Source organism: endosymbiont of Bathymodiolus septemdierum str. Myojin knoll (assembly GCF_001547755.1).
GTDB lineage: Bacteria > Pseudomonadota > Gammaproteobacteria > PS1 > Pseudothioglobaceae > Thiodubiliella.
In genome coordinates, this window is the sequence record NZ_AP013042.1 from 863,609 (window position 1) to 879,095 (window position 15,487).

General features: G+C 40.3%; 14 protein-coding genes and 1 tRNA gene. 10 read left to right on the plus strand and 5 right to left on the minus strand.

What is annotated here, in order from left to right:
• The first annotated feature begins 3 nt into the window (after nucleotides 1–3).
• The 7 genes from rpoH (at nucleotide 4) to fabF (ending at nucleotide 7,072) form a co-directional block, all read left to right on the plus strand.
• A complete protein-coding gene (gene rpoH / locus BSEPE_RS04620; RefSeq protein WP_066044584.1) occupies nucleotides 4–843 on the plus strand; it encodes an RNA polymerase sigma factor RpoH in 840 nt (279 codons plus the stop codon).
• A gap of 22 nt (nucleotides 844–865) precedes the next feature.
• Nucleotides 866–1,153, plus strand: coding sequence for a co-chaperone GroES (locus tag BSEPE_RS04625; RefSeq protein ID WP_066044586.1), 288 nt, complete (start codon nucleotides 866–868; stop codon nucleotides 1,151–1,153).
• A gap of 11 nt (nucleotides 1,154–1,164) precedes the next feature.
• The gene (gene groL, locus BSEPE_RS04630) at nucleotides 1,165–2,802 is read left to right on the plus strand and encodes a chaperonin GroEL (RefSeq protein WP_066044589.1); all 1,638 of its coding nucleotides are present in this window, start codon (nucleotides 1,165–1,167) and stop codon (nucleotides 2,800–2,802) included.
• A gap of 109 nt (nucleotides 2,803–2,911) precedes the next feature.
• Nucleotides 2,912–4,795: a DNA topoisomerase IV subunit B gene (gene parE, locus BSEPE_RS04635; RefSeq protein ID WP_066044591.1), complete on the plus strand. Its 1,884-nt coding sequence runs from the start codon at nucleotides 2,912–2,914 to the stop codon at nucleotides 4,793–4,795.
• On the plus strand, nucleotides 4,788–5,465 hold the full coding sequence (gene queC, locus BSEPE_RS04640) for a 7-cyano-7-deazaguanine synthase QueC (RefSeq protein WP_066044593.1): 678 nt from the start codon (nucleotides 4,788–4,790) through the stop codon (nucleotides 5,463–5,465). The genes parE and queC overlap by 8 nt, the downstream gene beginning before the upstream one ends.
• Nucleotides 5,466–5,541: 76 nt before the next feature.
• Entirely contained in the window at nucleotides 5,542–5,769 is a 228-nt protein-coding gene (gene acpP, locus BSEPE_RS04645; RefSeq protein WP_066044594.1) for an acyl carrier protein, read from the plus strand.
• Between the two features lie 64 nt (nucleotides 5,770–5,833).
• On the plus strand, nucleotides 5,834–7,072 hold the full coding sequence (gene fabF / locus BSEPE_RS04650) for a beta-ketoacyl-ACP synthase II (protein WP_066044596.1): 1,239 nt from the start codon (nucleotides 5,834–5,836) through the stop codon (nucleotides 7,070–7,072).
• A gap of 76 nt (nucleotides 7,073–7,148) precedes the next feature.
• On the opposite strand, the gene BSEPE_RS04655 is transcribed toward fabF, so the two are convergent.
• Both BSEPE_RS04655 and BSEPE_RS04660 read right to left on the minus strand, forming a co-directional pair.
• Nucleotides 7,149–7,373: a hypothetical protein gene (locus tag BSEPE_RS04655; protein WP_066044598.1), complete on the minus strand. Its 225-nt coding sequence runs from the start codon at nucleotides 7,371–7,373 to the stop codon at nucleotides 7,149–7,151.
• A gap of 34 nt (nucleotides 7,374–7,407) precedes the next feature.
• Nucleotides 7,408–9,360 (minus strand): M3 family metallopeptidase, encoded by a 1,953-nt coding sequence (locus BSEPE_RS04660; protein WP_066044600.1) that lies wholly within the window; start codon nucleotides 9,358–9,360, stop codon nucleotides 7,408–7,410.
• 46 nt (nucleotides 9,361–9,406) lie between these two features.
• On the opposite strand from BSEPE_RS04660, the gene BSEPE_RS04665 reads away from it, so the two are divergent.
• Nucleotides 9,407–9,494, plus strand: a tRNA-Ser gene (locus tag BSEPE_RS04665).
• Nucleotides 9,495–9,652: 158 nt separating this feature from the next.
• Here BSEPE_RS04665 and metG read toward each other — a convergent pair.
• Nucleotides 9,653–11,644 carry a methionine--tRNA ligase gene (metG, locus tag BSEPE_RS04670; RefSeq protein ID WP_066044603.1) on the minus strand — a complete coding sequence of 664 codons (1,992 nt, stop codon included), beginning with the start codon at nucleotides 11,642–11,644 and terminating at the stop codon, nucleotides 9,653–9,655.
• 80 nt (nucleotides 11,645–11,724) lie between these two features.
• Here metG and apbC point away from each other — a divergent pair, with 80 nt between their 5' ends.
• Together apbC and BSEPE_RS04680 are read left to right on the plus strand one after the other, a co-directional pair.
• Complete coding sequence (gene apbC / locus BSEPE_RS04675; RefSeq protein WP_066044605.1) at nucleotides 11,725–12,795, plus strand: iron-sulfur cluster carrier protein ApbC; 1,071 nt, start codon at nucleotides 11,725–11,727, stop codon at nucleotides 12,793–12,795.
• Between the two features lie 11 nt (nucleotides 12,796–12,806).
• Nucleotides 12,807–13,232: a hypothetical protein gene (locus tag BSEPE_RS04680; protein ID WP_066044607.1), complete on the plus strand. Its 426-nt coding sequence runs from the start codon at nucleotides 12,807–12,809 to the stop codon at nucleotides 13,230–13,232.
• Nucleotides 13,233–13,274: 42 nt separating this feature from the next.
• Here the strand turns inward: BSEPE_RS04680 and fdx are convergent, their stop codons facing one another.
• A complete protein-coding gene (fdx, locus tag BSEPE_RS04685) occupies nucleotides 13,275–13,613 on the minus strand; it encodes an ISC system 2Fe-2S type ferredoxin (protein ID WP_066044609.1) in 339 nt (112 codons plus the stop codon).
• A 24-nt stretch (nucleotides 13,614–13,637) separates the two neighbouring features.
• Complete coding sequence (hscA, locus tag BSEPE_RS04690; RefSeq protein WP_066044611.1) at nucleotides 13,638–15,485, minus strand: Fe-S protein assembly chaperone HscA; 1,848 nt, start codon at nucleotides 15,483–15,485, stop codon at nucleotides 13,638–13,640.
• Nucleotides 15,486–15,487: the final 2 nt, after the last annotated feature.

The window sequence follows — 15,487 nt, forward strand, 5'->3', positions numbered from 1 at the left end:
ATTATGAGTAAAGATCTGACAACGCCTACCGTTCAAACTTCTCAAGACTTAACGGTTCAGAAATACCCACCCATTTTGTCAGCAGCAGAAGAGCACGACCTGGCAGTTGACTTGTTTGAAAACCACAATTTAGAAGCAGCAAGAAAATTAGTCTTATCACATATGCGTTTTGTAGCATTCATTGCCCACGGCTATAAGGGCTATGGACTTGAGCAAGATGACTTAATTCAAGAGGGCACCATTGGACTAATGAAGGCGGTTAAAAAGTTTAACCCTAATCGTAATGTACGCCTCGCTTCTTATGCGGTGTATTGGATTCGTGCAGAAATCCACGAATTTATCTTTAAGAATTGGAAAATTGTCAAAGTTGCCACTACCAAAGAGCAACGCAAGTTATTTTTTAAGTTAAAAAAAGCCAAAGCCAATATTTACACCTCACTAAATACAGAACAAGCTAAAGAGATTGCCAACGACCTTGGTGTACGCCCAAAAGATGTTTTAGAGATGGAATCGCGCTTACAGTTTAATGATGTGGCATTTGAAGTGACAGATGAAGAAGAAAGCACTTCTCCGGTACATTATTTAACCGATGAAAACACCCGAAGCCCTGAACAATTGGCACTCAGTGACGACTCGCAAAAGCATCATCAACAACAGCTTTATACGGCACTCTCTTCACTTGATGAAAGAAGTTTGGATATTTTACAGTCTAGGTACTTGAAAGAAGAGAAAACGACCTTACATACTTTAGCGAAGAGATACAATATTTCTGCTGAAAGAGTTAGACAACTTGAAAACAAAGCAATGCAGAAGTTAAAAAACTCAATGGATAAACAAAATTAATTACATTAAATAGGAGAAAAAAATGAATATTCGCCCCCTTCACGACCGTGTGGTCGTCCGTAGATCAGAAGAAGAGCAAACCACAGCAAGTGGCTTAATTATTCCTGGTTCAGCAGCCGAAAAACCTTCCGAAGGTATTGTCGTTGCCGTTGGCAGTGGCAGAAAAACGGATGCAGGTGAGATTATCGCCTTAGAAGTTAAAGTTAGTGACAAAGTATTGTTCGGTCAGTTTGCTGGCACAGAAATCAGCGCTGATAATGAAACCCTATTGGTAATGAGCGAAAGCGATATTGTTGCCGTTGTTGAATAAAGGAGAATAAAATGAGTGCAAAAGACATAGAATTTGGAATTGATGCAAGAAATTTAATGCTAAATGGTGTTAATATTTTAGCAGATGCAGTAAAAGTAACCCTGGGACCTAAAGGTCGTAATGTGGTTTTAGATCGTTCATTCGGCGCCCCGACCATCACCAAGGACGGTGTTTCAGTTGCCCAAGAAATTGAACTTGAGAACAAGTTTGAAAATATGGGTGCGCAAATGGTCAAAGAGGTTGCCTCTAAAACCAACGATATCGCAGGTGATGGTACAACAACAGCAACTGTTTTGGCGCAATCTTTGATTACCGAGGGTGTTAAAGCCGTTTCTGCGGGTATGAATCCAATGGATCTTAAACGCGGCATTGATAAAGCTACAGAGGTTGCAGTTAAAGCCTTGCGTGAACTTTCACAACCTTGTGATGACACAAAATCAATTGCGCAAGTCGGTACAATTTCTGCAAATTCTGACACTTCTGTTGGTGATATTATTGCCGAAGCAATGAATAAAGTAGGCAAAGAAGGCGTGATTACAGTTGAAGAAGGTTCAGGTCTTGATAACGAATTAGATGTGGTTGAAGGTATGCAATTTGAGCGTGGCTATTTGTCGCCTTATTTTGTCAACAATCAAGACAATATGAGTGCTGATTTGGATCAGCCATTAATTTTGTTAAATGAATCAAAAATCTCAAATATTCGTGATTTATTGCCAGCATTAGAAATCGTACAGAAATCAGGTCGACCATTGCTGGTTATTGCTGAAGACATTGAAGGTGAGGCATTAGCAACTTTGGTGGTTAATAATATGCGTGGCATTGTTAAAGTCGTGGCGGTTAAATCACCTGGCTTTGGCGACCGTCGTAAAGCAATCTTACAAGACCTTGCAGTATTAACAGGTGGTGTGGTAATTTCAGAAGAAATCGGCTTGTCATTAGAGACCATTACCGAAGACCAATTAGGCTATGCTAAGCGTATTGAAGTCGGCAAAGACGAGACTATCGTGGTTGATGGTGCGGGCACAAAAGAGCAAATTGATGGTCGTGTTAAGCAAATCAAAGCACAATTAGAACAGACAACTTCTGAATACGACCAAGAGAAGTTATCAGAGCGATTGGCTAAATTATCAGGCGGCGTTGCTGTGATTAAAGTCGGTGCTGCAACCGAAGTTGAGATGAAAGAAAAGAAAGACCGTGTTGATGACGCACTACACGCAACCCGTGCCGCCGTACAAGAAGGTGTGGTTCCGGGTGGTGGTGTTGCGTTAGTTCGTGCGATTAAAGCATTAGACAAACTTACAAGCGACAACCATGACCAAGGTGTTGGTATTAACATCACTAAACGCGCAATGGAAGCCCCACTTAGGCAAATCGTTGCAAATGGTGGTGGCGAGCCTTCTGTTGTGCTTAATGAAGTATTAAACAGCAAAGGCAATCACGGCTACAACGCCGGCACAGAAGAGTATGGTGATATGTTGAAAATGGGTATCCTTGACCCAACCAAAGTAACCCGCGCTGCCTTACAACATGCGGCGAGCATTTCTGGTTTAATGATTACCACTGAAGCAATGATTACTGATGCACCGCAAGCAGCCGGTGTGCCGGCTGGTGATGCAGGAATGGGTGGTGGAATGCCAGGCATGATGTAGTAAAATAACAGTTAATTTTATTAGCTAATTAAAAAAAAAGCCTCGTTTACGCGAGGCTTTTTTTGGTATGATACTTCGCAAAATATTATTGAGTATTAATAAATAAAGTATGGGCAACTACGACTCCTCCTCCATTGAAGTATTATCAGGCTTAGACCCAGTTCGTAAGCGACCAGGGATGTACACGGAAACCGAACGACCTAATCATTTGGCGCAGGAAGTGATTGACAACAGTGTTGATGAGGCAGTGGCTGGACATGCAACGAAAATCAATGTGGTGCTTTATAAGGACGGCTCTATCTCTGTGGAAGACGATGGTCGTGGTATGCCGGTTGATATTCATCTTGAAGAAGGGATTTCTGGTGTTGAGGTAATTCTTACTAAGTTACATGCAGGCGGTAAGTTCTCAAATGATTCTTATCAGTTCTCTGGCGGTTTACATGGGGTTGGTATCTCTGTAGTTAACGCCCTATCGACCTTAGTGGAGATTTGGATTAAACGCAACTCTAAAGAGCATTACATTGCTTTTTCTGATGGTAATGTCAAAACCCCGCTTGTAGAAGTAGGTACAGTTGGTAAGTACAACACAGGGACTAAAGTTAAATTCATTCCAGATCCACAGTTTTTTGATACGGCTAAATTTTCTACCACCAAACTCAGACATAACTTGCGCTCAAAAGCAGTGTTGTGCCCTGGGTTAGAGGTTAATTTTTATAATGAAGTTGATGACACAACCGACAGTTGGAAATACAAAGAAGGTTTAAAAGATTATTTGTCAGTTTCACTCGATGGCCTGGATTGCTTGCCAGAAGTACCATTCGTAGTTACGCATGAATCGGATGAGGCACAAATGCATTGCTCGTTGTCATGGACAGAATATAACACCAATATTATTGGCGAAAGTTATGTTAACCTCATTCCCACTTCACAGGGCGGTACACATGTTAATGGCTTACGCTCTGGCTTGACAGATGCTTTAAAAGAATTTTGTGAATTTAGAAGTTTGTTACCAAAGAATGTTAAGTTAACACCGGACGATGTCTGGCAAAAAATTGCCTACGTATTATCCATTAAAATATTAGACCCGCAATTTTCAGGACAGACCAAAGAAAGGTTATCCTCAAGAGAATGTGCTAGTTTCGTTACCAATGTGGTGAAAGATGCCTTTAGCCTTTGGCTGAACCAACATACCTCAATTGCAGAAAAAATTGCCGAATTGGCAATTATGAACGCCCAGTCACGACTCAAAACAGGTAAAAAGGTTATTCGTAAAAAAATTGTCAGCGGTCCAGCCCTGCCAGGTAAGTTATCTGATTGTACTAGTCATGACCTTAGCCAAACTGAGGTTTTTTTGGTGGAAGGTGATTCTGCTGGAGGCTCTGCCAAGCAGGCCCGTGATAAAGAATATCAGGCGATTTTGCCATTAAGAGGTAAAATTTTGAACACCTGGGAAGTAGATTCTGACCAAGTATTGGCGAGCAATGAAATCCACGACATTAGTGTTGCCATTGGTCTAGAACCAAACTGCGAAGACCTATCAGGATTACGCTACGGTAAGATTTGTATCTTGGCAGATGCAGATTCAGATGGTGCACACATTGCCACATTGATTTGTACGCTGTTCGTTAAACACTTTCCAAAATTAGTCAGAGATGGGCATATTTTCGTAGCAATGCCACCACTGTATCGTATTGATGCTGGCAAGCAGATTTATTATGCACTGGACGATGCAGAGCGTGATGCGACAATTAACAAGATAGAAAAAGAAAATAAACGCACCAAGGTGCAAGTGCAACGATTTAAAGGTTTGGGTGAAATGAACCCTTCACAGCTTAGAGAGACCACAATGCTACCAGATACCCGCCGTCTCATTCAACTGACACTTGAAAATCCTTTACAGGTCAATGAAATGATGGATATGTTATTAAGTAAAAAGCGTGCACCAGATCGTAAAAAGTGGCTAGAATCAAAAGGCAATCTTGCCAATGTCTAAGAAGGCTGTTATTCTTTTATCAGGTGGCTTAGATTCAACCACCACGCTTGCGATTGCAAAGTCTCAGGGTTTTAAATGTTATGCAATGAGTTTTGACTACGGTCAAAAACAAAAATCAGAACTTAATGCCGCTACCAAAATTGCCAAGTTATTCTCTACTGTAGAACACAGAATAATGGATATTTCTTTAAATGACATTGGTGGATCTGCACTGACAGACAGTGCGATTTCCGTACCAAACTTTAACAAGAGTGACGAAATCCCAGTTACCTATGTCCCTGCTCGCAACACCATTTTTTTGTCGTATGCAATGGCCTGGGCAGAAGTGTTAGACTGCCAAAGTATTTTTATCGGTGTCAATGCCTTGGATTATTCGGGCTATCCAGATTGTCGCGCGGCATACATTAAAGCCTTTGAAACAATGGCAAATTTAGCCACCAAACAAGGCGTGGAAGGAAAAAAACTCACTATTCATACGCCTTTAATAAACCTACATAAGGCAGAAATTATTCAAAAAGGACTGAAACTCGGCGTAGATTACGCAATGACCACGACTTGCTATCAAGCCGATGAAAATGGCTATGCCTGCGGGGTTTGTGACGCTTGTGAATATCGTAAACTCGGCTTTAAAGAGGCTGAAATCATAGATCCGACAAGATATCAAAAATAGCTGAAAAACAATACTTGCACAAATCATTTTTTACGATAAAATATAACTTTTTAAACGACAACACAGGAAATAACAAATGAGTATTGAAGACAGAGTAAAAGCGGTTGTAGCTGAACAGTTAGACGCAAGTGGTGATATTGATAATAACGCCTCTTTTATTGATGATTTAGGTGCAGATTCATTAGACACCGTTGAATTAGTAATGTCTCTTGAAGAGGAGTTTGACTGTGAAATCCCTGACGATGAAGCAGAGAATATTACAACTGTTCAGCAAGCAATTGACTATGTAAACAAAACTTTGTAATTTCTGTTTATTAACTTAAACTAAAAAGCGCTTATTGAGCGCTTTTTTTTATATAGAAGAAACTATGAGCAAAAGAAGAGTGGTAATCACAGGCATGGGCATTGTTTCACCTGTTGGATCAACAATAACAGATGCGTGGCGTAACATCCTTAATGGTAAATCAGGCATTAATGTTTTGAGTAATATTGATACCGAAGGGCAATCCGTTAAATTTGGTGGCTCTGTTAAAGGTTTTGATATTGCCGACTACCTAAGCCCAAAAGAATCTAAAAAAATGGATACTTTCATTCATTATGGCATGGCAGCAGGTATTCAGGCAATTGAAGACAGTGGCATTGAAATTACCGAAGAAAATGCCGAACGCATCGGTGTTGCTATTGGCGCAGGTATTGGTGGTTTAGGTACGATTGAAAAAACTACTGACCTATACAGGGAGAAAGGTGCACGACGCATTTCTCCTTTCTTTGTCCCCTCTTCAATTATCAATATGATTTCTGGTAACCTTTCTGTTAAATATGGACTCAAAGGTCCAAATTTTGCCATTGTTACTGCTTGTACGACAGGCACACATAATATCGGCGATGCCTCACGATTGATTGAATATGGTGATGCCGATGTGATGATTGCCGGTGGTGCTGAAATGTCAACTACGAATTGTGGCTTAGGTGGTTTTGCGGCGGCTCGCGCCCTTTCTACGCGCAACGATGACCCTGCTACCGCCTCTCGCCCTTGGGATAGAGATCGTGATGGTTTTGTGCTTGGCGATGGCGCCGGTGTTGTGGTTTTAGAAGAATATGAGCACGCTAAAGCCCGTGGTGCAAAAATCTATGCAGAAGTCTTAGGTTACGGCATGAGTGGCGACGCTTTCCATATGACTTTACCTTCTAAGGGTGGTGAAGGTGCGGCAAGATGCATGAAAAATGCGATGCGTAATGCAGGCATTAATGCCAATCAGATTGATTATATTAATGCACACGGCACCTCTACCCCTGCTGGCGACCAAGCAGAAACAGATGCAGCAAAAGCGGCACTTGGTGACCATGCTTACAAAGTGGTAATGAGTTCTACCAAATCAATGACAGGTCATTTACTTGGTGCTGCTGGTGGTATTGAGGCAATTTTTACTGCTTTAGCACTCAGAGACCAAGTAGCGCCAGCAACCATCAATATCATAAATCAGGATCCTAATTGCGATTTAGATTATTGTGCAAATGAAGCCAGACAAATGAAAATGGATTATGCAATTTCCAATTCATTTGGTTTTGGCGGTACTAACGGTTCAATACTGCTTTCAAAGATTTAATACTCTAATCCAAAGATAAAAAAAACCCCGATGAATTCATCGGGGTTTTTATGCGTATTTTAAAACTTTTAAACCACTACCTTGCTTCCACAGGTGTCGCCTCTTCATTGGCATTTTCTTTTTTGGCTTTTGCAACCATCTCCGCAACAAAATCATAAATTTTAACAGCACCTGTCTTTACGCTACTTGCTGCAATTTCTTTATTGACCACCAAAGACCAATCTTTATCCGTTGACTTAAATTGAACTGCACCACCAATTAACGCCAAAATAATAACAATACCTAATAAATACTTAATCATATTAAAATCCTATTTAAATTTAATAAAAGTAATTTTACCTATTTTTTTTATCAAGAATATCATTGTTTTCTAATATTATACCATTTGACATTAATAACGCTTTCGTACTTGGTCTTTCCCCTCTAAATTTAAGATACTGCTTCATAAAGTCAGCACTTCCACCAGTCTCTAAGATACATTGCATGAAGTCCTGTGACGCCTGTGAGCCAATGCCACCCTGTGATTGTACATAGTAATAGGCATCAGCTGCCAACACTTCAGCCCACTTGTAACTAAAATACCCTGCCGCATAACCACCACTAAAAATATGCCCAAAGGTATTCAAAAAACGATTTTCCTTCACTATCGGCATTAATGCCGTTTCAGCACGCACTTCGTTCAATACTTCGTAAGTATCTTTATTTTTAGAATGTGTTTTCACATCCCACAAAGAAAATTCACATTGACGCAACATACCTAGTGCTGACTGAAAGTTCTTAGCGTCAATCAATTTGCCATACAATTTATCTGGCAACGACTCAGCTGTCTTCCAATGCTTAGATAATAATTTAACCACCGACTTTTCATAACAGAAAAACTCCATATACTGACTGGGCAATTCCACCCCATCCCAAGGTACACCTGAAATACCTGCCGCAGATGGATATTTAACCTTGGTCAATAAATGGTGTAGTGCGTGTCCAAACTCGTGGAATAGCGTTACAATCTCATCAAATTCAAACAACGCGGGCTTATCTTTAGTCGGTGAATTAAAGTTACAAACCACAAAGGCTATCGGTTTATTGTCACCCATTAACGGCTGATAATCTGCCATCCACGCCCCACCTCGCTTACCTTTTCGTGCATAGATATCTAGGTAGACGCGCCCTACCAGTCCCGCTGCGTTACTAATATCTAAAACGCGGACATCAGAATGATAAGAATTTTCTTTAACCAGAATAATACTAACTTGATACAAGTTTTCAATGGTTGCAAACAAACCTTTTAACACCTGTTGTTCGGGGAAATACGGGGTTAAGTCCGACTTCTTAAAGCCAAATTTCTTCTCTTTGAGTTTCTCTGCATAATAGCTCAAATCCCAGGGCATTAATTTCATTCCTGAAAAAGTCTTTAACTCTGCTAACTCTTGCTCTGCCTGTGGCTTTGACCGCGCCACTAAATCTTCTAAAAAATCAATCACTTGACTTTCTGACTCCACCATTTTAGCTGCAATAGAATATTCTGCATAATTAGAAAAACCCAAAATTCCTGCCATCTCTTGCCGCAATGATAAAATCTCATCCATTATCGCCCTATTATCAAATGATTTATCGGTAATTCCAACCTCAGATGCGCGTGAAACATAAGCTTTATATATTTCTTCACGCAACGCACGATTATCTGCGTATGTCATTACATCTATATAAATCGGTGCTTGCAAACTAATTTCATAGCCATTATCAGTTTTAACTTTGGCAAGACTAACATCATCATAACCCGCTAAATCCTCTTTAGTGACAACTTTTTTCCATTCGTTCGTCGCCAACAGGCTGTTTTTAGAGAATTGGTTATTCAAGATACTCAAGCGCTCTTTAATCGCTTTAAATCTTTTCGATACTTGTCCCTCTAAGCCTACGCCCGACAACTCGAATCCTTTAATTGACTCCTTAATAATGTAAGCCTGCTGTTCGTTTAAATTTGTATCCAAAAGATTTTTATAAGCCTGGTACAACGCTTGATTACTACTTACTTCGGTATAAAAATTAGTAATCAATGGTAGCGTCTTTTCATATTCCTCATTAAATTCTTCGCTGAATAACACCGCATTTAAGTGCGAATTAACATTCGCCTGCTGTCCTAACTTAAATTCAAACATATCCATCGACTCAATTACTTCTGCCCAAGTTTTTCCTTTAGTGGTTAGTTCTACCACCTTTAGACCCTCTTCAATCAACACTCGAATAGTTTCAACAATGTCTTTTGGTTTAAAATTTGGCGTTAAATTCATAATAATGTGTTAATTAATAAAAAAATCAGTAAAATACCTTGTCTTTGGAGAGATGTCAGAGCGGTTTAATTTGCTCGCTTGGAAAGCGGGTGTACCTTGCGGTACCGAGGGTTCGAATCCCTCTCTCTCCACCATATTACTGCGTCTTTTTCCATTCCACGGCGTTGAACAAATAAACCCTCTCAATCACATAGTTTTATCTATGCTCAATCGAGTATTTATTCGTTCGCCTTGTGGAATGGAAAAATACTTGTAATACCTTTCCTTTCCTGCATCTTTTTTCTGCGTTAATTCAGCTAATTTTCATCCCAACCTGAGCGCCAGAATCAGGGGATAAAAGGTGCAAAGACTTGCCGTTGCCCGCAGCAAGCACCATACCTTCGGATACGCCGAATTTCATTTTTCTTGGGGCAAGGTTGGCAACCATAACAGTTAGGCGACCTTCTAAATCTTCTGGATTGTAGTAGGCTTTAATGCCAGCGAAGACATTACGCGTATTCTCTTCGCCAATGTCCAAGGTTAATTGCAATAACTTATCTGCGCCTTCGACGACATTGGCTTTGACAATCTTGGCAATGCGCAGGTCAATTTTAGTAAAATCGTCTATTTGTATCATATTGTCTTCCTCTTTAACGGCTTGTGTGGTTTGCTTTGAAGCCTCGATGACAGCGGAGATTTGATCATCTTCGATACGAGACATTAAAGGCTTAAATGTATTAATTTCGTGCTTGGTGAGTGGGTGTTTTAAGTCATTCCATGCTAAGGTATCAATATTTAAAAAATGCTCTGCTTGCTCTGCCATTACTGGTAGAACAGGCTTTAGGTAAGTCATTAGCACCCTGAATAAATTAATAGCAAGCGAAGTGACATCGTGGACTTGCGCTTCGCAACCCGCTTCTTTTACCAGTTGCCAGGGTTTATGTTCGTCAATGTATCGGTTGGCTTTATCGGCAAGTTTCATAATTTCACGCATTGCCTGATTGTATTGACGCATCTCGTAAAGCCTGGCAATATCATCACCTTTAGCGACGAATTCATTGTACAAATCTCCTTCAATTGAATATGCAGAAAGTGTTTTGTTAAATTTTTTAACGATAAAACCAGCACTTCTAGAGGCGATATTGACAACTTTTCCAACCAAATCAGAATTCACGCGTTGTTTAAAATCCTCTAGGTTTAAGTCTATGTCATCAATTTTATTGTTGAGTTTATACGCATAGTAATAACGAAGACACTCAGGATTTAAATTTTCTAAATAAGTGCGTGCTTGAATGAAGGTGCCACGAGATTTACTCATTTTTTCTCCATTCACGGTCAAAAATCCATGTGCAAAAACCGCTGTTGGGGTGCGGTGATTAGAACCCATCAACATTGCCGGCCAAAACAGTGAGTGGAAATAAACAATGTCTTTACCGATAAAATGATACAACTCGGTTTTTGAATCTTTGTTGAAATATTCGTCAAAGTCAATTCCCTGCTCAGTGCACAACTTTTTGAAACTTGCCATATAGCCAATTGGTGCATCTAACCAAACATAAAAATATTTACCCTTAACACCTGGAATTTGAAACCCAAAATATGGTGCATCGCGGGAAATATCCCACTGCTGCAAGCCCTGATCAAACCATTCGGCAAGCTTGTTACTGATTTCGTCTTGCAAATGCCCTGCGTTAGTCCATTCTTTAAGTTGCACTTCAAACTGTGGCAAATCAAAGAAATAATGCTCAGAATCCTTGGCAATCGGCATCGCACCTGAGATGGCGGACTTGGCATTTTTAAGTTCAGTTGGTGAATAAGTCGCACCACAGACTTCACAATTGTCACCATATTGATCGGCTGCACCGCATTTTGGACATTCACCCCTGATAAATCTGTCGGGCAAGAACATTTGTTTCAAAGGGTCGAACGCCTGAGAAATAGTGCGTTTTTTGATAAAGCCAGCCTTATTTAATTTGTTATAAATACCCGCTGAAATTTCTTTATTTTCTTCCGAATGCGTCGAATAATACTGACTAAAACCGATAGAAAATTCTTTAAAATCCGCTTGATGTCGTTCACTCACGCTTGCAATTAATTCTTCTGGGGTAATGCCCAACTCACTTGCCTTTAACATAATCGGTGTGCCATGGGCATCATCTGCGCAAACGAAATGACACTCGTGTCCCTGCATTTTTTGAAAACGCACCCAAATATCTGTTTGAATATATTCTAACAAATGTCCAAGGTGAATCTCACCATTGGCGTAAGGCAGTGCGGAGGTAACGAGTATTTTTCTTTGGGTCATAAGATAGTCTTAGTAATATTAAGGTTTAATAATATGATTATACGATAAAATGGCTTATTTTACTTAATCGGACAAGACAGATGGCAGATTTAACCCAAGACAGCATTGAAAATATTTTAGAAGGTGTAACGGATAAATATACCGAACAAGGTATTGTTGCAGACAGTATTGAAATCGATGGTGGTAAAGCGATTATTAATATCTTACTTAGTTATCCCGCACAAAGCTACCATCAAGAATTGTCTGAGGCAATTACTTCCGCTTTATCAGGCAAAGGTATCAGTGATGTTACGGTTAATATTGACACAAAAATTGCCAAATATGCCACACAGAAAGGTGTGGATGTATTGTCAGAAGTTAAAAACATTATTGCTATTGCCTCAGGCAAGGGTGGCGTTGGAAAGTCAACCACAGCTGTTAATTTAGCACTTGCATTACAAGCAGAAGGGGCGAAAGTTGCAATTTTAGATGCCGATATTTATGGCCCTTCTCAGCCGAGAATGTTGGGCGTTTCCAAACTCAAACCAGAAACCACAGGCGAAGGTAAATTACTCCCAATCTTAGGTCATGGTATGCAATCTATGTCAATCGGCTATTTAGTTGATGAAGACAATCCAATGATTTGGCGTGGACCTATGGTTACACAGGCATTAGAGCAAATGCTTCGCGATACGCTATGGCGTGGCGTGGATTATATGATTATCGATCTTCCGCCAGGAACAGGTGATACGCAATTGACTTTGTCACAGAAAATTCCAGTCAGTGGTTCTGTTATCGTTACAACCCCTCAAGACATCGCTTTATTAGATGCAAAAAAAGGTCTTAAGATGTTTGAAAAAGTCAATATTCCAATTCTTGGTATTGTTGAAAATATGTCACTACACATCTGCTCTGAATGCGGACATGAAGAAGCAATTTTCGGTACAGGTGGTGGTAAATCAATGGCAAAAGATGCTAATGTGAATTTCCTTGGTGCCCTGCCTTTAGAGATAGACATTAGAACAGATGTGGACGAAGGCACACCAACTGTTGCCAAAAACCCAGAAGGTAGAGTCGCACAAATCTATAAAGAAATTGCTAAGAAAGTTGCAGCGAAATTAACCTTACAAGATAAGGCCCTTGGCGCATTTCCAAGTATCACTATTGAGTAATACCCACTAGTATGGATTATTTAACGGAGTTTCGCGGGCGTTTCATTGGTATTATGCAATGGAGTGATTGTCATGCGTTATTTGAAAATTTAATTGCAAACCCTGCAGAGGATTGGTATCTTTATGACACCCTATTGCCTATGCCAGAAGTGACAATTGACGCTGATAATTTGGTTAAATCTTTGACAGAAATCCACGCTTTACTTAAAACTAAACATCAAGAGCGCTATTGCGGTATTGTCTATGTAGATGATTTAAAAAATCCAAGTTTTGTCAAAATTTTCAACCCAAATAATTTGGGTAAAGTCTGCGGCAGTAGCGAAAATCCACCTATCCCACAATGGTTACTATCAAAAACTAAGCCCAAAGATGTTATAGAAAAATTCGCCCTACCCATGGAAGAAAAAGGCTTCATTTCAAAATTCTTCAAATTCTAAGCCCGGCTTAGCTAAACCGGGCTTAGAATTTGGAAGTTTTTCTTAATGATTTTCAGAGACTTGGTTGATGGTATATTTTGGAATTTCAATCACCAAGTCTGTTTCACCAACGACGGCTTGGCAAGATAGGCGAGAATCAGGGTCTAGACCCCAGGCTTTGTCGAGTAAATCATCTTCAATTTCATCGGATTCTTGAAGGCTATCAAAGCCTTCGCGAATATAGATATGGCAAGTGGTGCAGGCGTTCGACATTTCGCAGGCGTGTTCAATTTCAATGTGGTTGGCAAGCATTGCACGGCAAACACTGGTGCCTTTTTCAACTTCAAGAACAGCACCCTCTGGACATAAATCTTCGTGTGGCAATATAATCAGTTGTGGCATTTTTTTTTACTCCTTAAATTATGACTATTCAAAGTCCTCTACTTTATGACCTTGCATGACTTTAGCAATGGTAGAATTCATTCTCATTTCGACAAATGTCACGCTGACCAACTCAAGGTTTTCCATTTTTTCTTTGATAATTTTTTCATTCTTATTTTTGGCAACTGCTTTTAACTCGGCTCTGGCTTGCATAATATCGTCAATCATCGCCTGAGTAAGCATTTTCTTGTCTTTGGCAAGGGCAGAGTCAATCGCCTCAAGAGTCCTCTTGGCTTCAACTTGCATTTCATGCAATTGTCTAGCTTTGATGTCATCTTTAGCGTGAATAATGGAATCTTTCAGCATTTTTTCCATCTCTCTGTCGCTCAAGCCGTAAGAAGGTTTGATAATAACATCAGCCTTGACACCTGAGGTTTCTTCGGTGGCACTAATGGATAATAAACCGTCTGCATCTACTTGAAATTCCACACGAATACGCGCATTACCTGCGACCATTGGTGGAATACCTCTAAGTTCAAATTTACCCAACGAACGGCAATCAGACACTAACTCGCGTTCACCTTGCAAAACATGTATACTCATCGCTGTTTGTCCATCTTTAAAGGTGGTGAATTCTTGTGCACGGGTAATAGGGATAGCGGTATTGCGATGCACAACTTTTTCTACCAAGCCACCCATTGTCTCTAAACCGAGTGACAATGGCAGAACATCCAATAATAACATCTCGTCTTGTGACTTGTTGCCTGCTAATAAATTCGCTTGAATGGCGGCACCCTTAGCGACTACTTCATCTGGATTAATAGAACATAAAACGGGCTGGTTAAATAAATCGCTAACCATAGACCTGACTAACGGCATACGCGTTGAGCCACCAACCATAACAATATCTTTAATGTCGCTCATTTTTACTTCTGCATCTCTTACAGCGCGTTTTGCCAATAATAAAGTGCGCTTGATTAGCACCTTAGAAAGCACTTCAAATTTTTCCTTAGAGATGCGATACGGAACCTCTACGCAGTTAAATTCAGCAAAATCATTATCGCTAAGTGTTTCTTTGGCAATGCGAGAAAATTGCCTAATTTTTTGCATTTGCGTTGGATCTAGTTCGCCAAGTTTCAAGGTTTCGATACAATCATCAATAATCAATTGATCAAAATCATCACCACCCAGTGCAGAATCACCACCCGTAGAGAGTACTTTAAACACCCCCTTCTGAAAACTTAAAATAGAAATGTCAAAAGTGCCACCACCAAGGTCGTAAATTGCATGCACCCCCTCTTCTTTCGAATCTAAGCCGTAAGCCACCGCTGCCGCAGTAGGCTCATTTAATAAGCGAAGTGTATTTAGACCTGCAAGCGTTGCTGCATCTTTGGTCGCTTGTCGTTGTGCGTCGTTGAAATAGGCAGGCACAGTAATCACTGCACCAACCAAATCACCGCCCAACGCCTTTTCTGCACGCTGTTTAAGCGAAGTTAAAATACCAGAGGAAATCTCAACCGCAGACAAATCCCCCATTGCCGTATGGAATTGCACATTATTACCATTTTCCACCAACTTATACGGGCAGTTTTTAAAGTCTTTAACTTCCTTATACCCCAAGCCCATAAAGCGTTTCACCGAAACAATAGTATTGGTTGGGTCCGTCTTTGCATACGGGCAAGCGTCGCAGCCCACTGTGAGTTTATTGTCCTTACCACAATGCACTACTGACGGTAAAATTGCATTACCATGCTCATCCGTCAATATCCGACTCACCCCACTCTGCACCGTTGCCACTAGCGAATTAGTGGTGCCAAGGTCTATCCCAACTGCCAATTTATGCTGATGTGGTTTACTTGCTTGCCCAGGTTCTGATATTTGTAAAAGTGCCATAC